This is a genomic window from Comamonas kerstersii (genome assembly GCF_008801935.1).
GTDB lineage: Bacteria > Pseudomonadota > Gammaproteobacteria > Burkholderiales > Burkholderiaceae_C > Comamonas > Comamonas kerstersii.
In genome coordinates this window covers 265813-286615 of sequence record NZ_VZOT01000002.1, presented here as the reverse complement: position 1 = coordinate 286615, position 20803 = coordinate 265813, and the positions used below count along the sequence as shown (strand labels likewise).

General features: G+C 57.4%; 19 protein-coding genes. 17 read left to right on the top strand and 2 right to left on the bottom strand.

Annotated features, from left to right (window positions below; genetic code table 11):
* The first annotated feature begins 10 nt into the window (after positions 1 to 10).
* Positions 11 to 2362, top strand: a complete 2352-nt coding sequence (gene rnr / locus F7P80_RS04475; protein WP_151043068.1) for a ribonuclease R — start codon at positions 11 to 13, stop codon at positions 2360 to 2362.
* 116 nt (positions 2363 to 2478) lie between these two features.
* On the opposite strand, the gene F7P80_RS04470 is transcribed toward rnr, so the two are convergent.
* Both F7P80_RS04470 and F7P80_RS04465 read right to left on the bottom strand, forming a co-directional pair.
* Positions 2479 to 3990: an NAD(P)H-hydrate dehydratase gene (locus F7P80_RS04470; protein WP_151043066.1), complete on the bottom strand. Its 1512-nt coding sequence runs from the start codon at positions 3988 to 3990 to the stop codon at positions 2479 to 2481.
* A gap of 8 nt (positions 3991 to 3998) precedes the next feature.
* Positions 3999 to 5246 (bottom strand): NAD(P)/FAD-dependent oxidoreductase, encoded by a 1248-nt coding sequence (locus tag F7P80_RS04465; RefSeq protein WP_151043064.1) that lies wholly within the window; start codon positions 5244 to 5246, stop codon positions 3999 to 4001.
* A 318-nt stretch (positions 5247 to 5564) separates the two neighbouring features.
* Here F7P80_RS04465 and rpsB point away from each other — a divergent pair, with 318 nt between their 5' ends.
* From rpsB to F7P80_RS04385, 16 genes are all read left to right on the top strand, one after another.
* Entirely contained in the window at positions 5565 to 6317 is a 753-nt protein-coding gene (gene rpsB, locus F7P80_RS04460) for a 30S ribosomal protein S2 (protein ID WP_054066939.1), read from the top strand.
* Between the two features lie 102 nt (positions 6318 to 6419).
* A complete protein-coding gene (gene tsf, locus F7P80_RS04455) occupies positions 6420 to 7310 on the top strand; it encodes a translation elongation factor Ts (protein ID WP_054066856.1) in 891 nt (296 codons plus the stop codon).
* Between the two features lie 73 nt (positions 7311 to 7383).
* Positions 7384 to 8106 (top strand): UMP kinase, encoded by a 723-nt coding sequence (gene pyrH / locus F7P80_RS04450; protein WP_054066857.1) that lies wholly within the window; start codon positions 7384 to 7386, stop codon positions 8104 to 8106.
* A gap of 71 nt (positions 8107 to 8177) precedes the next feature.
* Positions 8178 to 8738: a ribosome recycling factor gene (gene frr / locus F7P80_RS04445; protein WP_054066858.1), complete on the top strand. Its 561-nt coding sequence runs from the start codon at positions 8178 to 8180 to the stop codon at positions 8736 to 8738.
* Positions 8739 to 8764: 26 nt separating this feature from the next.
* On the top strand, positions 8765 to 9499 hold the full coding sequence (gene uppS / locus F7P80_RS04440) for a polyprenyl diphosphate synthase (RefSeq protein WP_151043062.1): 735 nt from the start codon (positions 8765 to 8767) through the stop codon (positions 9497 to 9499).
* 13 nt (positions 9500 to 9512) lie between these two features.
* Positions 9513 to 10367: a phosphatidate cytidylyltransferase gene (locus F7P80_RS04435; RefSeq protein ID WP_054066860.1), complete on the top strand. Its 855-nt coding sequence runs from the start codon at positions 9513 to 9515 to the stop codon at positions 10365 to 10367.
* The gene (gene ispC / locus F7P80_RS04430) at positions 10364 to 11542 is read left to right on the top strand and encodes a 1-deoxy-D-xylulose-5-phosphate reductoisomerase (protein WP_077344861.1); all 1179 of its coding nucleotides are present in this window, start codon (positions 10364 to 10366) and stop codon (positions 11540 to 11542) included. Before F7P80_RS04435 ends, ispC begins: the two co-directional genes overlap by 4 nt.
* Before the next feature lie 29 nt (positions 11543 to 11571).
* Complete coding sequence (rseP, locus tag F7P80_RS04425) at positions 11572 to 12933, top strand: RIP metalloprotease RseP (RefSeq protein WP_151043060.1); 1362 nt, start codon at positions 11572 to 11574, stop codon at positions 12931 to 12933.
* A 41-nt stretch (positions 12934 to 12974) separates the two neighbouring features.
* The gene (bamA, locus tag F7P80_RS04420; protein ID WP_151043058.1) at positions 12975 to 15356 is read left to right on the top strand and encodes an outer membrane protein assembly factor BamA; all 2382 of its coding nucleotides are present in this window, start codon (positions 12975 to 12977) and stop codon (positions 15354 to 15356) included.
* On the top strand, positions 15356 to 15865 hold the full coding sequence (locus F7P80_RS04415; protein WP_054066863.1) for an OmpH/Skp family outer membrane protein: 510 nt from the start codon (positions 15356 to 15358) through the stop codon (positions 15863 to 15865). Before bamA ends, F7P80_RS04415 begins: the two co-directional genes overlap by 1 nt.
* A 17-nt stretch (positions 15866 to 15882) precedes the next feature.
* Positions 15883 to 16884, top strand: coding sequence for a UDP-3-O-(3-hydroxymyristoyl)glucosamine N-acyltransferase (gene lpxD / locus F7P80_RS04410; protein ID WP_054066941.1), 1002 nt, complete (start codon positions 15883 to 15885; stop codon positions 16882 to 16884).
* Entirely contained in the window at positions 16881 to 17336 is a 456-nt protein-coding gene (gene fabZ / locus F7P80_RS04405; RefSeq protein WP_054066942.1) for a 3-hydroxyacyl-ACP dehydratase FabZ, read from the top strand. The genes lpxD and fabZ overlap by 4 nt, the downstream gene beginning before the upstream one ends.
* Positions 17336 to 18130: an acyl-ACP--UDP-N-acetylglucosamine O-acyltransferase gene (gene lpxA / locus F7P80_RS04400; protein WP_054066864.1), complete on the top strand. Its 795-nt coding sequence runs from the start codon at positions 17336 to 17338 to the stop codon at positions 18128 to 18130. The genes fabZ and lpxA overlap by 1 nt, the downstream gene beginning before the upstream one ends.
* A 2-nt stretch (positions 18131 to 18132) precedes the next feature.
* Entirely contained in the window at positions 18133 to 19302 is a 1170-nt protein-coding gene (gene lpxB, locus F7P80_RS04395; RefSeq protein ID WP_249041374.1) for a lipid-A-disaccharide synthase, read from the top strand.
* Entirely contained in the window at positions 19274 to 19927 is a 654-nt protein-coding gene (gene rnhB, locus F7P80_RS04390; protein WP_054066866.1) for a ribonuclease HII, read from the top strand. Before lpxB ends, rnhB begins: the two co-directional genes overlap by 29 nt.
* Positions 19924 to 20694: a TrmH family RNA methyltransferase gene (locus tag F7P80_RS04385; RefSeq protein WP_151043056.1), complete on the top strand. Its 771-nt coding sequence runs from the start codon at positions 19924 to 19926 to the stop codon at positions 20692 to 20694. The genes rnhB and F7P80_RS04385 overlap by 4 nt, the downstream gene beginning before the upstream one ends.
* The last annotated feature ends 109 nt before the right edge of the window (positions 20695 to 20803 follow it).

The following is a 20803-nucleotide window of genomic DNA, read 5'->3' as shown; positions in this document are numbered from 1 at the left end:
TAGCAAAAAAATGGACCCACGCACCAACTCGCGCAATTCGCTCAAGGAAATTGAAGGAACGGTGCAAGGGCATCGAGACGGTCATGGATTCGTCATTCGTGACGATGGCGAGGCCGATATCTACATTCCCGCCAACGAAATGCGTGCCGTGCTCCACAAGGATCGCGTGCGCGTGCACATTGTTCGCCAGGACAAGCGCGGCCGCCCGGAAGGGCATATCGTGGAGATCATCGAGCGGCCTACCAAGACCTTGATTGGCCGCCTGCTGCAGGAAAGCGGCGTCTGGCTGGTGGCGCCCGAAGACAAGCGCTATGGTCAGGATGTACTGGTGCCTCAGGGGGCAACGGGGCAGGCCAAGACGGGGCAGGTGGTGGTGGTTGAGTTGACCGAGGCTCCAGCCCTGTTTGGTCAGCCTGTAGGCCGCATTCTGGAAGTGCTGGGGGAGATGGATGACCCCGGCATGGAAATTGAAATTGCGGTGCGCAAGTACGGCGTGCCCCATGTGTTCTCGGAAGCCTGTCTGGCGGCAGCCAAGGCCTTGCCGGAAAAGGTGATGGCCAAGGATCGCAAGGGTCGCATTGATCTGCGCGATGTGCCGCTGTGCACCATTGATGGCGAAGATGCGCGCGACTTTGACGATGCTGTGTACTGCGAGCCTGCCAAGGTCGGTCGCAGCAAGGGCTGGCGTCTGCTGGTGGCGATTGCCGATGTGAGTCACTATGTGCAAAACGGCAATGCGATTGACGTGGATGCCTACGAGCGCGCGACCAGTGTGTACTTCCCGCGCCGTGTGATTCCCATGCTGCCGGAAAAGCTCTCCAACGGCCTGTGCTCGCTCAACCCTGATGTGGATCGCCTGTGCATGGTCTGCGACATGCTGATCACCGCCAAGGGTGAGGTGCATGCCTATCAGTTCTACCCCGGTGTGATGCACAGCCATGCGCGCTTTACCTATACGGAAGTGGCGGCGATTCTGTCCAATACCCGTGGCCCGGAAGCTTCGCAGCGCAAGGAGCGCGTGCCTGATCTGTTGAACTTGCACGGCGTGTTCCGCGCTTTGTTGGAGGCGCGCAAGCAGCGCGGAGCTGTGGACTTTGATACGGTGGAGACGCAGATCGTCTGCGATGAAAGCGGTCGCATTGAAAAAATCGTGCCCCGCACGCGCAATGATGCGCACCGTCTGATCGAAGAGTGCATGCTGGCTGCCAACGTCTGCGCGGCAGACTTTATTAAGCAAAACGGCCGTATGGCGCTATTCCGCGTGCATGACAAGCCTTCGGCAGAGAAGATTGATTTGCTGCGCGGCTACCTCAAGGCCATTGGTGTGAACATGTCCGTCAGTGATTCACCGCGCCCTGAGGAATTCCAGGCGATTGCGGATGCGACCAAGGAGCGTCCGGATGCGCAGCAAATCCACACCATGCTGCTGCGCACCATGATGCAGGCCATGTATACACCCGACAACGGCGGCCACTTTGGTCTGGCCTTTGATGCGTATACGCACTTCACCAGCCCGATTCGCCGCTATCCGGACTTGCTGGTGCATCGCGTCATCAAATCCATTCTGCATGACGTCAAGTACAAGCTGCCCCAGCTGCCTGTGCCCGGTGAGGCGCAGGAAAAGCTGGCCAAGCGTCTGGCCAGCCGTGTGACCGAGCCGCAGATCAAGCCGTGCAGCAAGCTGGCGCAGGCCGAGCTGCAGGGGTGGGAGGCCGCCGGTCTGCACTGCAGTGCCAATGAGCGTCGTGCCGATGAAGCCAGCCGCGATGTGGAAGCCTGGCTCAAGTGCAAGTACATGCGTGACTACCTGGGCGAGGAGTTTACGGGCACGGTCACGGCGGTCACCAGCTTTGGCATTTTTGTGACGCTGGATGCCATGTATGTGGAAGGGTTGGTGCACATCACCGAGCTGGGTGGGGACTACTTCCGCTTTGATGAGCAGCGCCAGGAGCTGCGTGGCGAGCGCTCGGGCGTGCGCTACACGATTGGCTCTCGCTTGCAGGTGCAGGTCAGTCGTGTGGATCTGGATGGGCGCAAGATTGACTTTCGCATCGTGCAGGATGAAGCCATGGCTGCCGCGTCTGCACGCAGTGGTGGCGGCCGCCAGCGCGCCGCGCGGCATGAACGCCGCGAAGCGCAGGAAGCGGTGCCTGCTTATGCAGAGCCAGCGCCACGCGCCCGCCCTCAGGCAGGTAAAAAGCGCGGAGCAGCTGCATCACCCAAAAGCGGTGGCAGTGCCTGGGTAGATCCAGTGGCTGCGGCAGGCTTTGGTGTTGTGCGTGGGCAGAAAGGCAATCCCGCCAAAGCATCAGTCAAGCCGCAGGGTAAGCCGGTGGCCAAGTCGGGCAAAAAGCGCCGTTAAGCCTGGCTTCAGACTGATAGCTCTTAATAAGTGAGCTGTTAGCGCTTGAATATGCTTGTTTTCAGATGCTTTTGTATCTGAAATACAGATGTAGTAAGCGCTGGCAGCTCACTTTTTTATATAACCTGCCATGGCGTACAGGCCAGTGCAGAGGCGGTGAGTGGCTGGGTGCTGGGCCAGTTTTCGGCCAGAGCGCCGTGCTCCCACACGGCTTCGCAGGCCGCCAGGTGCGTTGATGGCTGCTGCTGCCAGCGTGCGGCGACCATGCCGGCCAGTACGTCGCCCGTGCCGCCAATGGCCAGGCGGGCGTTGCCGGTGGGGTTGATGTGTGGCGTTTGCGCTGGGCTGGCAATGATGCTGCCTGAGCCCTTGAGGACCACCGTGCATTGCAGGCGTTCAGCCAGCGTCTGTGCAGCTTGCAGACGATGGGCTTGAATATCTGCTGTGCTTTGTTGCAGCAGCCGTGCGGCTTCCAGTGGGTGGGGTGTGAGGATGGTGGCTTGCCCCCGCGCGCGGCGTGCCTGCAGGGCGGTTGCCAGAGAAGCATCCTGCGCGATGGCATTCAGTGCATCGGCATCCAGCACCAGTCGGGGTGTCTGCTGCAGCACTTCAGGCAGCCATGCATGAATGGCGCTGCCTCCGCCGCAGCCACACACCACGGTCGCGCTGCCCAGCAATGCGCGGGTGCTGCTGGCGTCCGGCTGCATCAGGTCGGGGGCGATGGTACGGTGGCAGCTGGTATTGGGGGCAAGCAGGTGCAGCAGTGTGCGGCCAGCGCCGTGGTGCAGGGCGGCTGTGGCGGCCAGGATGGCTGCTCCCGCCATGCTGCTGGCGCCGCCAATGACCAGTACATCGCCAAAGCTGCCTTTGTGGCTGTTGTGGTGGCGCTGTATGTGCGTGGGTGTGGCATTGAGCCAGGCGGTGGGTGGGTGTTGCTGGAGGGTGTCGCTGCATGCCAGATCGTCCCACCATATCTGTCCGCAGGCGTCACGACCATGGTGGGTGAATAGGCCTGGCTTGAGGGTGAGCAGGCTCAGGGTGTGGCGGCTGCTGGGTTGCCAGTGTGCAGGAGGTGTAAAGCCGGGGAGCCATGCGCCGCTGTCGGTGTCCAGGCCGGTGGGTACATCCACTGCCAGTGCGTGTGCAGGGCTGGCGTAGCTGTGCTGCAGCAGTGTCTGCAGTGATGAGTTGGAGCTGCCCGGGCGTGCTTGCTGACCCAGGCCGAGCAGGGCGTCGATGACGATGTCATCGGCTTGCAGGGTGGGAATGTTTTCGGGGGTAAGCCAGTGCACAGGGTAGGGTTTCAGCTGCTGCCAGGCGCTGTTGCTGTCGGCACTGCATGCATCCGGTGTGCCGAGCCAGTGTACCCAGACGGTGAGGCCGCGCTGCACCAGGTGGCGCGCGGCTACCAGACCGTCGCCGCCGTTATTGCCGGGGCCGCAGAGCACCCAGGCCTGGCGTGCGTGCGGTGCCATCGCGCAGGCCAGCTGGGCGATGGCCAGGCCGGCGCGCTCCATCAGGCTGGGGTGCTGGGGCTGGCTGAGCGCCTGTTGCTCAATCAGCTTGCTGCGCTGCGCATTCCACAGCGGCTGGGGGGTGGTGTTAAGCCAGTGAATACGCTGCAGCATGGTTTTTCCTAAAAGCGCAAGGGAGAGAAGGCCTGCATGTCGACCGCTGCATCGTGCCCGGCCAGCATGTCTGCCAGCGCACGCGCGCAGCCTGCAGCCAGGCTGATGCCGTGGCTGCCATGCGCCACATTGAGCCAGATGCCTGGGTGCTGGCTGGCGCCCACGGCAGGCAATCCGTCTGGCAGGTAGCCGCGTGCGCCACGCCATATCTGGGTCTGTGCGGATGCGAGCTGCACGCCGCCTGGAAACCAGTCATTGAGCAGGTGGTACATGCGCTGCAGCGTGGGTTGGTGGTGTGCAGCCTCAGGCGTGCTGCCCATTTCCAGTCCGGCTGTGATGCGCACGCGCTGACCCATGCGGCAGATGGTGGCCTGCTGCTCCCAGTCCATGATGGCACTGCGTGGTGCGTGCAGCGGATCGCGCACGGGAGCCGTGACGCTGTAGCCCCAGATGGACATAAGAGGCAGCGCTATGCCGCATGCAGTCAGCAAGCTGCGCTGTGCGCCGGTGCAGATCACTACATGCTCGAAAGGGTGTAGCTGGCCGTTGACTTCTACGCCCACGGGGTTGTGGTGGATGCGGGTGATGTCCATGCCCGTGTGAAAAGCTACGCCCAGTTCCTGGGCTTGCAGTCGCAGGTGCTGCGCCCAAAGACGTGGGTTGATGCTTTCGCCATCGGGAAAGTGCAGGGCGTGCAGCCAGGCAATGTCCTGTCCAAGGCCGGGTTCCAGCTCCTGTGCCTGTGCGGTGTTCAGCAGCTCGCAGCGCACACCTTGCTCTTTCAGTGCAGGAATCTGGGTGCTCCAGAAGCTGGCTTCCTGCGGTGTGCGCAGGAGGATCAGGGTGCTGCGCTTGCGCTCGGCCAGTGCTTCGCTGTCTTCGCAGTGCTGCCAGCGCAGGCTGTCACTGAATTGACCCATGGCATGCAGCGCGGCGCCGAAAGGGTTGCTGCCATGCTTATGGATCAGTGCTTCGTTTTTCTTCCACTGGCGCATCCAGCGCCAGGTGGGGGAGCCCAGTCGGCCCGATGCCTGCAGCAGGCTGGTGTTTTTCTGCAGCTGCCTCAGGGGCATGCCCAGACCGGGGGCGGTCAGGCTGTGCGCTGCCAGCGGGGTCAGCCAGCCGCCAGGGGCAAAGCTGGCGTCCTCGGCCGCGGCATTGCGTTGTTCAAAAACGGTAACCTGGTGTCCATCCCGGGCAAGTTCCAAGGCTGTGGAGATGCTGGTTATGCCAGCTCCCACGATGGCGATCTTCATGGCGTGTGTAAGCGCTATCACTATTGAAAAGAGTGATTTTGACCTGCAAAACCTATCGTCAATAGCGCAGCGCACAAAGAAACCTTAAGAACTTCCTTTGTTGTCTGTTTGTCGGCATCTATGGCGGTTTGGTAGTGTGCGGCGGCTCGTGCAGGACTGTCTTGTGCTAAAATCTTTCGGCTTTGCAGTTGGTTGCTTGGATTTCAAGCCTGAAACCTGGGCAAAGCAAATAGCAAATCGGCTTCCACAAGGTGTCGCTCTTCCTGATGTCAGGGGCGAAATCGAGCCGAATTTAAGACCCAACCTTTGGAGAAAAACATGTCCGTTACCATGCGCGAAATGCTGGAAGCTGGTGTCCACTTTGGTCACCAGACTCGTTTCTGGAACCCCAAGATGGCTCCGTTCATCTTCGGTCACCGCAACAAGATTCACATTATCAATCTGGAAAAGTCCCTGCCCATGCTGCAGGAAGCCCAGAAGTTTGCCAAGCAGCTGTCTGCTAACGGCGGCACCATCCTGATGGTGGGTACAAAGCGTCAAGCCCGTGAACTGGTGGCTGAGCAAGCTCAGCGCGCTGGCGTGCCTTTCGTGGATCAGCGTTGGTTGGGCGGTATGCTGACCAACTTCAAGACCGTGAAGACTTCCATCAAGCGTCTGAAGGACATGAAGGCTCAGCAAGAAGCTGGCCTGGAAGCCATGTCCAAGAAGGAACAGCTGATGTTTGCTCGCGAACTGGAAAAGCTGGAAAAGGACATCGGCGGCATTCAAGACATGAACGCCCTGCCTGATGCTATCTTCGTGATCGACGTGGGCTTCCACAAGATCGCTATTTCCGAAGCCAAGAAGCTGGGCATCCCACTGATCGGTGTGGTGGATACCAACCACAATCCCGATGGCATCGACTACGTGATCCCCGGTAACGATGACTCCGCCAAGGCTGTTGCCCTGTACGCTCGCGCCATCGCTGACGCGATCCTGGAAGGCCGCGAAGCCCGTCTGAACGACGTGGCTCAAGCAGCTGCCGGTGAAGGCGCTGACGAGTTCGTGGAAGTGCAAGAGTCCGCTGCCTAAGTCCTGGCACGCGCTCTGTCGCGATAAAAAAGCGGGGCTCACGTAGCCCCCTTTTTTTAAGCAAAATCCTGTAACGATTTGAACTGAATACGGAGAAACAAGATGGCTGCAATTACCGCAAGCATGGTGTCTGAACTGCGCGCAAAGACTGACGCGCCCATGATGGAGTGCAAGAAGGCTCTGGTGGAAGCTGAAGGCGATATGGCCAAGGCTGAAGAGCTGCTGCGTGTGAAGCTGGGTACCAAGGCTGGTAAGGCTGCTGCACGCGTGACTGCTGAAGGCGTGGTGGCTTGCTTCATCGAAGGCAACGTGGGTGCCATGATCGAAGTGAACAGCGAAACCGACTTCGTGTCCAAGAACGACAGCTTTGTGGCCATGGCTGACGCTGCTGCCAAGCTGGTGGCTCTGCACAATCCTGCTGACATCGAAGCCCTGGGCGCTCTGGCTTACGAGCAAGACGGCTTTGGCCCTACCCTGGAAGACGTGCGCAAGGGCCTGATCGGCAAGATCGGCGAAAACATGTCCTTCCGTCGTTTCAAGCGCTTTGAAGGCAACCTGGCTTCCTACCTGCACGGTTCGCGCATCGGCGTTGTGGTTGAGTTTGACGGTAGCGCTGTAGCTGCCAAGGACGTGGCTATGCACGTTGCCGCCATGAAGCCTGTGGCGCTGACTGCTGCTGACGTTCCTGCTGACCTGATCGAAAAAGAGCGCTCCGTGGCTGCTGCCAAGGCTGCTGAATCCGGCAAGCCTGCTGAAATCGTCACCAAGATGGTGGAAGGTTCCGTGCAGAAGTACCTGAAGGAAGTGTCTCTGGCTGACCAGGTGTTCGTGAAGGCTGAAGATGGCAAGCAGACTGTGGCTGCCATGCTGAAGGCTGCTAACACCACCGTGAAGGGCTTTACCCTGTACGTGGTGGGTGAAGGCATCGAGAAGAAGGCCGATGACTTCGCTGCTGAAGTGGCTGCCCAGATGGCCGCTGCTAAGGGCGCTTGATATTTATATTTAGCTAGCCCAACCGTTCCCTTTATTTCCTGATATCACCTTAATTAGCCGCCGGAGAATCCCTATGACACAAGTTCAACCAGTCCACAAGCGCATTTTGCTCAAGTTGTCTGGTGAGGCGCTCATGGGGGACGATCAGTTCGGCATCAATCGTGCCACCATCGAACGCATGGTCAGCGAGATTGCTGAAGTGACCAAGGTGGGTGTTGAGGTAGCGATCGTGATCGGGGGCGGTAACATCTTCCGTGGCGTAGCAGGTGGCTCGGTCGGTATGGACCGGGCAACCGCCGACTACATGGGCATGCTCGCCACGGTGATGAATGCATTGGCTCTGGCCGATGCCATGGACAAGCAGGGTCTGACAGCGCGCGTGATGTCTGCTATTGGCATCGAGCAAGTGGTTGAACCCTATGTGCGTCCCAAGGCGTTGCAGTATCTGGAAGAGGGCAAGGTGGTGGTGTTTGCAGCCGGCACTGGTAATCCTTTCTTCACCACAGATACGGCTGCTGCCCTGCGTGGCGCTGAAATTGGCGCAGAGGTTGTGCTCAAGGCGACCAAGGTGGATGGCGTGTACACCGCAGACCCTATGAAGGATCCTGAGGCAACGCGTTACACCAAGCTGGCGTTTGATGAGGCCATCGGTCGCAATCTGGGCATCATGGATGCCACGGCTTTTGCGCTGTGCCGTGACCAGAAGTTGCCCATCCGCGTGTTTTCCATCGTCAAGCCCGGCGCTTTGCTGCGTGTGGTGATGGGCGAGGACGAAGGTACACTGGTGTACGCTTGATTTGTTAAGAGCGACTTCTGGCCTTCCTTGTGCAAACACAGGAAGGCCGTTTGCTTTCAGAGGTAACAGATATGACGATTGCTGAAATCAAGAAAAATGCGGAAACCAAGATGGGGCAGTCCATCGAGGCTCTGAAGAACAACCTGTCGCGTATCCGTACCGGTCGCGCCAGCCCCCAGCTGCTGGATGTGATCCATGTGGAGTACTACGGCTCCATGGTACCGCTGTCGCAGGTGGCGAACCTGTCGCTGCTGGATGCACGCACTATCAGCGTTCAGCCCTGGGAAAAGAACATGTCGGCCAAGATCGAAAAGGCCATTCGTGAAAGCGATCTGGGTTTGAACCCCGCTTCCATGGGTGATCTGATTCGTGTGCCCATGCCTCCCATGAGCGAGGAGCGTCGCAAGGAAATGACCAAGCTGGCACGCAATGAAGGCGAAGCCTCCAAGGTTGCTGTGCGCAATCTGCGTCGCGATGCCAACGAAGCCGTCAAGCGCCTGGTCAAGGACAAGGAGGCTTCGGAAGACGATCAGAAGCGCTCTGAAGCTGACATCCAGAAGCTGACAGACAAGTTCATCGCAGAGATCGATGTGCTGGTGTCTGAAAAGGAAAAGGACATCCTGGCTGTGTAATCAGTCAAGGACGCAGAGCGAGGCTTATGACTACGAAGATGACTGTGGTGCCGTCGCATATTGCCATCGTGATGGATGGCAATGGGCGCTGGGCCAAAAAACGTTTTATGCCCCGTCTGGCGGGGCATAAGCAAGGCCTGGAAGCTCTGCGTCGCTGCGTGCGCCTGTGCATTGAGCGCGGCGTGCGTGTGCTGACGGTGTTTGCATTTTCGTCGGAGAACTGGAATCGTCCTGAGGATGAAGTCAGTGGACTGATGAATCTGCTGGCGGGTGCACTGACCAAGGAAGTGCCCAGCCTGCACGCAGAAGGCGTGCAGCTGCGTTTTGTGGGAGAGCGCGCCAATCTCTCTGAAAAAGTGCGCAATGGTTTTGCGCAGGCAGAGGCTCTGACAGCAGGTAATGACTGTCTGGTGTTCAATATCTGTTTCAACTACGGTGGCCGCTGGGACATTGTGCAGGCTGCAGCACGGCTGGCCCAAGAAGGCAAACCTATTACGGAAAGCAGCCTGAGTGCTGCCATGGCGCTGGCTCATGTGCCTGATCCGGATCTGGTGATTCGTACGGGTGCTGAAACACGCATCAGCAACTTTTTGCTGTGGCAGTCAGCGTACTCTGAGTTTTATTTCAGTTCGGCGCTGTGGCCGGACTTTGGTGCAGAGCAGCTCGATGCTGCGATTGCTGACTTTGCGCAGCGTGAACGCCGCTTTGGCAAAACCTCTGAACAAATAACCCCGACATCTGGCGAGCAGGTGTCCGCTTGAAGGGAGAGCGCCTATGCTCAAGCAGCGCGTGATCACGGCCTTGGTTTTGCTGGCCATTTTGCTGCCTGCCATGCTCAGCTCTGATACTTTGGCATTTAACGCCATAGTCTTGCTGATGCTTTCACTGGCTGGCTGGGAGTGGGGAAGGCTGAATGGTTTGCGCATGCCGGGTGCCGTATGTACAGGGCTGCTGGTTCTGGTAGCCGGGCTGGGCTTGGGCTATAGCGGTTTTGTTGCGCAGTCGCACACGGTGCTATGGCTGGCTGCTGGCGGGGTGTGGGTGCTGGGTAGTGCGGCCTTGATCAAGTCGGGTGTACCGGGTTGGGGAAAGATTCCTGTGGCGGTACGCTGGGTTGCGGGCGTCTTGGCTTTGTTGGTGGCAGGGTTGGCCATCGTTCAGGCGCGTGCCATAGGTATCAACTTCTTGCTGTCGGTGCTGGCGCTGGTGTGGGCAGCAGACATATTTGCCTACTTTGCAGGCCGTGCCTTTGGCCTGCGCTTTACCAAGGTCAAACTGGCCCCCTCCATCAGTCCCGGCAAGAGCTGGGAAGGTGCATGGGGTGGCTTTGCCGGTGTGTTTTTGATGGCCTGTCTGTGGGTGTGGCTCGATGCACGTCTGCATGCTCAGGTTGGCAGCCTGTACACACGCTTGTTTGACCAAGGCTGGTGGATGTTGCTGATGGCTGTGCTTTTCTTGACAGCCATGAGTGTGATTGGCGATCTGGTGGAGTCCTTGATCAAGCGCAGTGCGGGGGTCAAGGACAGCAGCCAGCTTTTGCCGGGTCACGGTGGTGTGCTGGACCGTATTGATGCTTTATTGCCCACCCTGCCGCTGGCCATGATGCTGACTTCTTTGGTGCATTCATGAAACAACGCCTGACGGTACTGGGCTCTACGGGCTCGATTGGTACCAACACGCTGGATGTGGTTCGTCGCCACTCCGACCAATACGAAATTTTTGCGCTGAGTGCTGCCACGCAGGTGGAGCTGATGCTGGCACAGTGTGCGGAGTTCAAGCCGCGCTACGCGGTGATGGCCAGTCAGTCACATGCCTTGCAGTTGCAGGAAAAGTTAAAGGCGAATAGCCTTCCAACGCAGGTCCTGCTTGCCTCTAATGCTCTTGAAGAAATAGCATCTCACCCGGATGTTGATGCTGTGATGGCGGCCATCGTGGGGGCAGCAGGTCTGGCGCCGGCGCTCGCAGCGGCCCGTGCTGGCAAGCGCCTGTTGCTGGCGAACAAGGAAGCCTTGGTCGTAGGTGGTGCCTTGTTTATGCAGACCGTGCACGACAGTGGCTGCACCCTGTTGCCCATTGACAGCGAGCACTCTGCCATCTTCCAGTGCCTGCCAGAAGACCGCAGCACCTGGAAGACACGTATCGACAGCCTGCTGCTGACGGCGTCAGGCGGCCCTTTCCGTCAGCGTGATCCCAGTACGCTGTCGGAAATCACACCTGCGCAGGCCTGTAAGCACCCCAATTTCTCCATGGGGCGCAAGATCTCGGTGGACTCTGCCACCATGATGAACAAGGCGCTGGAAGTGATTGAGGCGCGCTGGCTGTTTGATGTGGCGCCTGATCAGATCAAGGTGGTGATTCATCCGCAGCAGATCGTTCACTCCATGGTGCAGTTCAAGGATGCGTCCATCTTGGCGCAGCTGGGCACGCCCGATATGCGTGTGCCGATTGCCTGTGGTCTGGCATGGCCTGAGCGTATCGAAAGCGGTGTGGAGCGCCTGGATTTTGCAAAGCTGACGGCGCTGACCTTTGAGGAAGCAGACGAACAGCGTTTCCCGGGGCTGTATCTGTCCTGGCAGGCACTGAAGGCGCCAGAAGGTACGACGACGGTGCTCAATGCAGCCAATGAGGTGGCCGTTGCGGCCTTCCTGTCTGGTGAGTTGCGCTTTGACCAGATTCACGCAGTCAACCGTGCCACTATGGAGGCATTGCAGCCTCAGCGCCCGGATAGCCTGGAAGCCTTGTTAAGCTTGGATGCTGAAGCGCGCAGCGTGGCCTGGGGGCTGCTGCGTCACATGGTGGCTTAGGTCATCGTCTTATCTGCCGCTAGGAATTCATGCTGACTGTTCTTGCCTTTGTTGTTGCTCTGGGGCTGCTGATTGCTGTCCATGAGTATGGTCACTATCGCGTAGCAGTGGCCTGTGGTGTCAAGGTGCTGCGCTTTTCCATTGGTATGGGCAAGCCCTTGTTCCGCTGGAGAGGCAAGAACGGTGAAACTGAATTCGTGATTGCCGCACTGCCTATTGGGGGCTATGTGCGCATGCTGGATGAGCGAGAAGGTGACGTGCCCGCAGACCAGCTCTCACGGGCGTTCAATCGACAGCCTTTGCGCAAGCGTGCCGCAATTGTGGCGGCAGGGCCCGCTGCAAATCTGCTGCTCGCCGTCCTGCTGTATGGCTTGGTGAACTGGATGGGGCAGGAGCAGCCGCAAGCCATTATTGCCAAGCCTGCGCAGGCGACGCTGGCAGAGCGTGCGGGCTTGTTGGGCGGAGAGCAGATTCTCAGTGTGCAGACTGCTGGTGCAGATGCTGCTGCGGTGGAGTCTTTTGAGGCTTTGCGCTGGGCGCTGATGCAGGCAGCCCTCAATGGCCGTGATGTAGAACTTATCTGGCAAAAGGCAGGCGGGCGTGAGCAAGGTCAGGCATATTTGCCGCTTTCCTCCTTGCAGGGCTCGGATCTGGATCAGACTGCTTTGCGCCAGATTGGCATTGAATATCCTTGGTCGCCCGCGGTGCTGGGGGATGTGCTCACGGGCATGCCAGCCGAGAAAGCAGGGTTGCAGCCTGGCGATCGGGTACTTCAGGTCAATGACATGCAGATTACGGATGCTCCGCAGCTGCGCAGTCTGATTCGCAGTGCTGCAGCCGATCCAGCTGTACAAAACGCGATGTGGCTGATTGAGCGTCAAGATCGCCAGCTGCAGCTTCCTGTGGAACTGGATGTGGTTGAAGACAAAGGCCTGGCAATTGGCCGGGTCGGCGCCATGATAGGCAGCGCACCAGCCATGGTCTTGGTGCAAAAAGGGCCGATAGATAGTTTGCTCGCAGGTGTGGTCAAGACCTGGGATGTGTCCGTGCTGAGCTTGCAGATGATGGGCAAGATGTTGGTTGGACAGGCATCTTTGCAAAACCTCAGTGGTCCGCTGACGATTGCTGACTATGCTGGCAAATCAGCCAGTCTTGGCTTGGTGCAGTACATCTTGTTTTTGGCCCTGATCAGCGTTAGCCTCGGCGTCTTAAATCTGCTGCCGCTTCCTGTTTTGGATGGTGGGCACCTGATGTATTATCTTTGGGAAGGTGTGACTGGCCGTGCGGTCAGTGACGTCTGGATGGAACGCTTGCAACGGGGGGGCATAGGCCTTTTGCTGGTGATGATGTCCATCGCTTTGTTTAACGATATCAGCCGCATTTGGGGCTAACGAGTCTCTGCCGATCCGCAAGGATGGCGCCTGCATCACAAATGAAACTATCTAAAAATCGATATGCTGCTCGCACGGCCTTGGCTGTGGCAGCCTTGCTGAGTGCTGCACAAGCTGCATGGGCTTTAGACCCATTCAAGGTCCAGGATATTCGTGTCGAAGGCCTGCAGCGCGTAGAGCCAGGAACGGTATTTGCCTCCATGCCTATTCGTGTAGGTGAAGAGTACAACGACGATAAAGGCGCGGCAGCAATTCGCGCCTTGTTTGCGTTGGGACTTTTCAAAGATGTGCGCCTGGAAGCGAACGGCAATGTGCTGGTGGTAGTGGTGGAAGAGCGCCCAACCATTGCCAACGTAGAGTTTGTGGGCACCAAGGAGTTCGATAAGGAAGCCTTGCAAAAAGCCATGCGTGATGTGGGATTGGCAGAGGGTCGTCCTTTTGACAAGGCGCTGGCAGATCGTGCAGAGCAGGAACTCAAGCGCCAGTACATCAACCGCAGCCTGTACGGTGCAGATGTTGTGACTACAGTCACGCCCATCGAGCGCAATCGCGTGAACCTGACGTTCTCAGTGACTGAAGGTGAGCCAGCCAAAATCAATGACATCCGCATTGTGGGCAATCACGCCTTCAGTGAATCGACGCTCAAGAAACAGTTCGACCAGGACACTGGTGGCTGGATGAGCTGGTACACCAAGTCCAATCGTTATTCACGCAGCAAATTGAATGCTGACCTGGAGGCGCTGCGTTCGTATTATCTGCAGCGTGGCTATCTGGACTTTCGTATCGACTCGACACAAGTTGCGATTTCTCCAGACAAGCAAAAGATCTCACTGGTGGTCAATATCCATGAAGGGGACAAGTTTGTCGTCTCTGATGTGGAGCTGGATGGCAACTATCTGGGGCGTGAAGAAGAATTCAAGTCTCTGGTGAAGATTCGCCCTGGTCAGCCGTACAACGCAGACCAGGTGGCAGAAACGACCAAGGCATTTTCTGATCACTTCAGTAATTTTGGTTTTGCCTTTGCGCGTGTAGAGGCTGTGCCCGAGATTGATCGTGAGAAGAATCTCGTCAAGTTTGTGCTGCAGGCTGAGCCTTCGCGCCGTGCCTATGTGCGCCGCATCCATATCGAAGGCAATGATCGTACGCGTGACGAGGTGATTCGCCGTGAATTCCGCCAGTTTGAATCCTCTTGGTATGACGGTGACAAGATCAAGCTATCGCGCGATCGTGTAGACCGCCTGGGCTTTTTCACCGAAGTGGATGTCGATACCCAGGAAATTCCTGGTTCTCCTGACCAAGTGGACTTGGTGGTGCGTGTGAAGGAAAAACCCACCGGAGCAGTCACCTTGGGTGCGGGTTTCTCGAGCGCTGAAAAAGTGTCTTTGAGCTTTGGTATCAAGCAGGAAAATGCGTTTGGCTCGGGTAACTACTTGGGCCTTGATATCAATACCAGCAAATACAACCGTACGCTGGTGCTGAGTACCACCGATCCTTATTTCACACAGGATGGTATTTCTCGCACGATTGATGCCTTCTACAGAACATCCCGCCCTTATTCTGGTGATGTGTATGTGGATGACCAGGTGGTCAAGGCGGACCAGCTGTACAAGATCGTCTCCAAGGGGGCTTCAGTTCGTTTCGGTGTGCCTTTCAGCGAAATTGATACCGTGTATTTCGGTGCTGGTTTTGAGCAGACCAAGATTGATCGCGGTGTCTACATGCCTCGACAGTATGAGGCGCTTGCGGGTAAAAGCAACACTGCGATTCCTCTGACGCTGGGCTGGGGGCGCGACTCACGTGACAGTGCTCTGGCGCCTAATTCCGGACGTTATCAGCGTGTGAACGCAGAGTTGTCTCCAGCTGGTGATCTGAAGTATGTGAAAGCCACTTACCAGTTCCAGCAGTATGTGCCAGTGACCAAGGCTGTGACATTTGCCTTTAATACGGAGCTGGGCTGGGGTAAGGGTCTGGGTGGTAATGCCTACCCCATCTTCAAGAATTTCTATGCGGGTGGTCTGGGCTCGGTTCGAGGCTTTGAGCAAGGCAGTCTGGGGCCACGTGCTACAGAGTACATTGGCCCCAATGGCTCTATTGAGAAATACAGTGGCGGTAGTTACTCGTATCTGGGCGGTAACAAAAAAGCCGTCATGAACTTTGAACTGATTGCTCCGTTTCCTGGTGCTGGCAACGACAAAACTCTGCGCTGGTTCACGTTTGTCGACGTTGGCACTATTTATGGTGACAAGGAGCAGACACGAGGTCTTGGTGTTATAAACGCCGATGGTATGCGAGCATCAGCAGGTATTGGCTTGAGCTGGATCTCTCCGCTGGGACCACTGCGACTGGCTTGGGCGAACCCCATTCGCAAACAACCAGGTGATGAGTTGCAAAAACTTCAATTTCAAATTGGAACGGCTTTCTGATGAAAAAAATGTATCGCACATTGGCAGTTTCTGCCCTGTTGGGTGGTCTGGCACTGACCACTTACGCACAAGAATTTAAGGCGGGCTTTGTGAACACGGATCGTATCTTCCGTGAGGCATCGTCAGCCAAGGCTGCACAAAGCAAGCTGGAGCAGGAGTTTTCCAAGCGTGAGCGTGAACTGATCGCTGCAAGCAATCAACTCAAGAGTGCATCAGAAGCTTTTGAACGTGATGCGCCTACGATGTCGGAGAGTCAGCGTCTGGCCAAGCAGCGTGCCTTGGTCGAGCAGGATCGTGACTTCCAGCGCAAGAGCCGTGAGTTCCAAGAGGACCTGAGTGTCCGCAAGAACGAGGAATTGGCTCGCGTGCTTGAGCAGGCCAACCGGGTGGTGCAGCAAGTTGCTGAAAAGGAAAAGTACGACATCATCCTGCAGGAAGCTGTCTACGTGAATCCCAAGCACGACATCACCGATAAAGTGATCAAAGCTTTGAACGACGGTTCCAAGTAAGCCTTGAGGGCATGGAAGTGATTGTTCAGCTTGGACAAATACTCGATGCCCTGGGTGGAGAACTGGTGGGGGGCAGCAGAGAAATACCAATTTCTCGAATTGCTCCCCTCGAGACCGCAGATGCTGGATCTATCAGTTTTCTGAGTAACCCAAGGTACGAAGCACAAATGGCCGCCTCCAAGGCGGCCTGTGTCGTTGTTGCGCCTGGCATGCGTGCAGCTGCCGAGCGACGTGGGCCATGTATTGTGGCGGCCAATCCCTATGTGTATTTCGCAAAGCTGACGCAGCTCTGGAAAGCGCAGCAGCAGGGTGGCGTCCGGACTGGTATTCATCCGTCAGCAGTTGTGGACGCTACGGCGCAGGTGGATGTATCTGCCTATATTGGGCCACTGTGTGTGATTGGCGCAGGCGTGAAAATCGGTGCGCATACGGTGTTGACCTCTCGAGTGACGGTTGCCGATGGCTGTGAGCTGGGCCAGCGTTGCCTGGTTCATCCAGGCGTAGTGATCGGCGCTGATGGCTTTGGCTTTGCGAATGAGGCCGGGAGCTGGGTCAAGATCGAGCAGCTCGGTGGTGTACGCATTGGTAACGACGTTGAAATTGGCGCCAATACCTGCATTGACCGCGGGGCGCTGGATGACACTGTGATTGAGGATGGCGTCAAGCTCGACAATCTCGTGCAGATTGCGCACAACGTGCACGTAGGCGCGCATACAGTAATCGCGGGTAATACAGGTATTGCTGGCAGTGCACGCATTGGCAAGCACTGCTCGATTGGTGGTGCAGCCAACATCCTGGGTCATCTGAGCATTGCCGATGGGACCAGTATTTCTCCAACATCCATGGTGACTCGCTCGATTCACCAGCCAGGCTTGTACACTGGCATCTTTCCTCTGCAAACTAACGAGCAGTGGGAGAAAAACGCCGCATCGCTCAAGCAATTGCATGTGCTGCGAGAGCGCATCAAAAAGCTGGAGCTTGCGATGCAAGCGGAAAAAAGCAAGAACGGAAATTCATAATGGATATTCACGCAATTCTCAAGCAACTTCCTCATCGTTATCCTTTCCTGCTGGTGGATCGTGTTGTAGAGCTTGAGAGCAACAAGCGCATTCGCGCCATCAAGAACGTTACTTTCAACGAGCCTTACTTCATGGGCCACTTTCCTGGCCGTCCCGTGATGCCCGGTGTGCTGATGCTGGAAGCGTTGGCGCAAGCTGCAGGCCTGCTGGCATTTGATGCCATGGGGCAGGTGCCTGATGAAAACAATATCTACTACTTCGTGGGCATTGACTCGGCACGCTTCAAGCGTCCTGTCGAGCCTGGTGATCAGCTGATTCTGGAAGCTTCGATTGATCGCGTGCGCGCCGGTATCTGGAAGTTCAAAGGCATAGCTCGTGTGGGTGATGAAGTCGCCTGTGAAGCAGAGCTGATGTGTACCATGCGTTATGTAGGCCCTGAAAAGCAGGCTTGATGAGCAACGCCAATATCCATTCCACTGCCATCATCCACGAAGGAGCACAGTTGCATCCTTCCGTGACTGTGGGCGCATACAGCGTGATTGGCAGTCATGTCAAGGTGGGTGCTGGCACGCGTATTGGGCCACACTGCGTCATTGAGGGTTACACCACCATTGGTGAAGACAATCAGATTTTTCAGTTTGCTTCACTGGGTGCGCAGCCGCAGGACAAGAAATATGCGGGTGAGCCTACGCAGCTGGTGATTGGTGACCGCAATACCATCCGTGAGTTCTGTACTTTCAATACGGGTACGGCACAGGATTCGGGTGTGACGCGCGTGGGCAATGACAACTGGATCATGGCCTATGTGCATATCGCGCACGATTGCGTGGTGGGCAATCACACAATTTTGGCGAACAACGCCACGCTGGCAGGGCACGTTCACCTGGGTGACTGGGTGATTCTGGGTGGCCTCACGGGCGTGCATCAGTTTGTCAAAATCGGTGCGCATGCCATGTCGGGTTTTGCCAGCCGTATCGCACAGGATGTGCCCCCATACATGATGGTCGAAGGCAATCCACTGGCTGTGCGCGGCTTCAATATTGAAGGTCTGCGTCGCCGTGGCTTTACGCCAGAGCGTATCCAGGCGGTCAAGCAGATGCACAAGCTGCTTTACCGTCAAGGTCTGACCTTGCAGGCAGCGCAGCAGTCAATCGGTGATCTCTTGACAGAAATTCCTGAGGCGACCGCTGACATTGCGTTGATGCAGGAATTTTTGCAGGCATCCACCCGAGGTATTGCACGCTAGATATGTCGCTACAAGACCTATTTCAGCCTCGCATAGCGATGGTGGCCGGCGAGACGTCAGGTGACTTGCTCGCCGGTTTGCTTTTGGACGGCATGCAGCAGCAGTGGCCCGGCGTCTCCAGCTATGGCATTGGTGGGCCCTGCATGCAGCAGCGTGGTTTTGAAGCGCTGTGGCCCAGCGAGCGGCTGGCCGTGCATGGGTACAGCTTTGAAGTGTTGATGCGGCTGTGGGATATCCTGTCCATCCGCAAGCAGCTGCGCGCACGCCTGCTGCAAGATCGCCCTGATGTATTTGTTGGCGTAGATGCGCCGGACTTTAATCTGGGGCTGGAGCAGGATCTGCGCGCGGCAGGCATCAAGACTGTGCATTTTGTGTGCCCCTCCATCTGGGCCTGGCGCCCGGAGCGCGTACACAAGATTCGTGCTGCGGCCGATCATGTACTCTGCCTGTTTCCGTTTGAGCCTGATTTGCTGGCGCAGCATGACATTGCTGCGACCTATGTCGGCCACCCGCTGGCGCAAGTCATCCCCATGGAGCCTGACCGTGCTGCGGCGCGTACGCGCCTGGGGCTGGAGCAGGACAAACCCGTGCTGGCTTTGCTGCCCGGTAGCCGCCGTGCCGAAGTGCAGTACATCGCCAAGCCATTCATGCAGGCCGCAGCGCTGCTCAAGCAGGAGTTTCCAGATCTGCAGGTGGTATTGCCTGCAGTGCCTGCTTTGCATGAGCGTCTGACTGCCTTGTCGCACGAGCTGCAAGTGGCGTCATGGCTGAAGATTGTCAAAGGCCAGTCGCACGATGTGCTGGCAGCCTGTGATTGCACCTTGATTGCCAGCGGCACAGCTACGCTGGAGGCCGCTTTGTTCAAGCGCCCCATGGTGATTGCCTACAACATGCACCCATGGAGCTACAAGCTCATGCAGCGCAAGCAATTGCAGCCATGGGTGGGTTTACCAAATATCTTGTGTTCAGACTTTGTGGTGCCTGAACTCCTGCAAGACCAGGCGACACCCCGTGCGCTGGCTGATGCGATTGCACAGTGGCTGGACCATAGCGAGCATGCACGGGCCAAGGTGAAGACCATACAGGCACGTTTTACCGCCTTGCACCACAGTTTGTTTCGAGATACCCCTCAGTTATCAGCACATGCCATCCAAAAAATCCTCTCTCCCTGAGCAAAGCACACTGCCTTGGCATGCGCCAGGTCTGGTTGCCGGGGTGGATGAGGCAGGGCGTGGCCCACTGGCAGGCCCTGTCGTTGCCGCCGCAGTGATTCTGGACGACTTGAACCCTATTGAAGGGCTGGCTGACTCCAAGAAGCTTTCCGCTGCACGTCGCGAAAAACTGTTCGACGAAATCCGTGCCAAGGCCCTGTGCTTTTGTATTGCACAGGCTTCGGTGGAAGAAATTGATCGCCTGAACATCCTGCAGGCCACCATGCTGGCCATGCAAAGAGCTGTGAATGGCCTGCGCCTGAAGCCCAGTCTGGTGCAGGTGGATGGCAATCGCATTCCAAGGCTGGACATGCAGGCCGAGGCCATTGTGAAGGGGGATGCCAAGGTGCAGGCCATCTCTGCTGCATCCATCCTCGCCAAGGTGCATCGTGACCGCTGGTGTCAGGAGTTTGATCTGCAATATCCGGAATACGGTTTTGCGGCACACAAAGGCTATGGCACGGCTGCCCATTTGCAGGCTTTGCGCGGACTGGGGGCTACGCCCGAGCACCGCCGCAGCTTTGCGCCTGTGACGCAGGTGCTGCAAACCTCGACAGCGCTTTCTGGCGCAGTGACAGAGCTATGAACATCACAGAAATTTCTTCGCGCGACAACGCGTTTGTCAAAGAGCTGCGCCGCCTCTCGCGCGAAAGCGGCATGTATCGCAAGCTGGGCCATGTGTGGCTGGAAGGTGACCACCTGTGCCGCGCAGCCCTCACGCGTGGTCTGACACCCAAGGTGGCTGTTTTTTCTAAGTCTTTTTGGCCTCTAGCGCCCGTGGAATGGGCGCAAGCAGCTAGCAAAGTAATAGTTCTGGATGATGCCTTGTTTGCAGATATCAGCGGTCTGGAGTCGCCTGCACGCATGGGCTACATCCTGCCCTGGCAGGCGGATACGGCCATCTTGCCGGAGGCTCCTACCGTGGTGTTGGACCGTGTGCAGGATGCGGGCAATGTAGGCTCCATCTTGCGGTCGGCCTCTGCCTTTGGTTTCAAACAAATCATTGCCATGAAGGGTACGGCGGCGCTGTGGAGCCAGAAGGTGCTGCGTGCAGGTATGGGTGCACACTTTGCCTTGCACCTGGTAGAAGGGGTGGAGCCTGAGGCGCTGCAGCAGCTCAAGGTGCCGCTGCTGGTCACCAGTTCGCACCGTGGGGGGCTGATTCATGCATCGACATTGCCATGGCCCTGTGCATGGGCCATGGGGCATGAAGGGCAGGGCGTGGGTGAAGCAGTAGAAGCCTTGGCTGCGCAGCATGTGCGTATTGCCCAGCCTGGCGGAGAAGAGTCCCTGAATGTTGGTGCGGCGGCTGCTATCTGTTTACACGCCAGCGCGCTTTCTGCACTGAAGTGAGGCACTCCTCATGCGGGTTTATAAGAGCCTGCATGAGGCGATGGATATAATGAGTGGCTTTTCAGCATTCTTTCCATACGCCTAGCGACGCTTACTCGTCATTCATTGC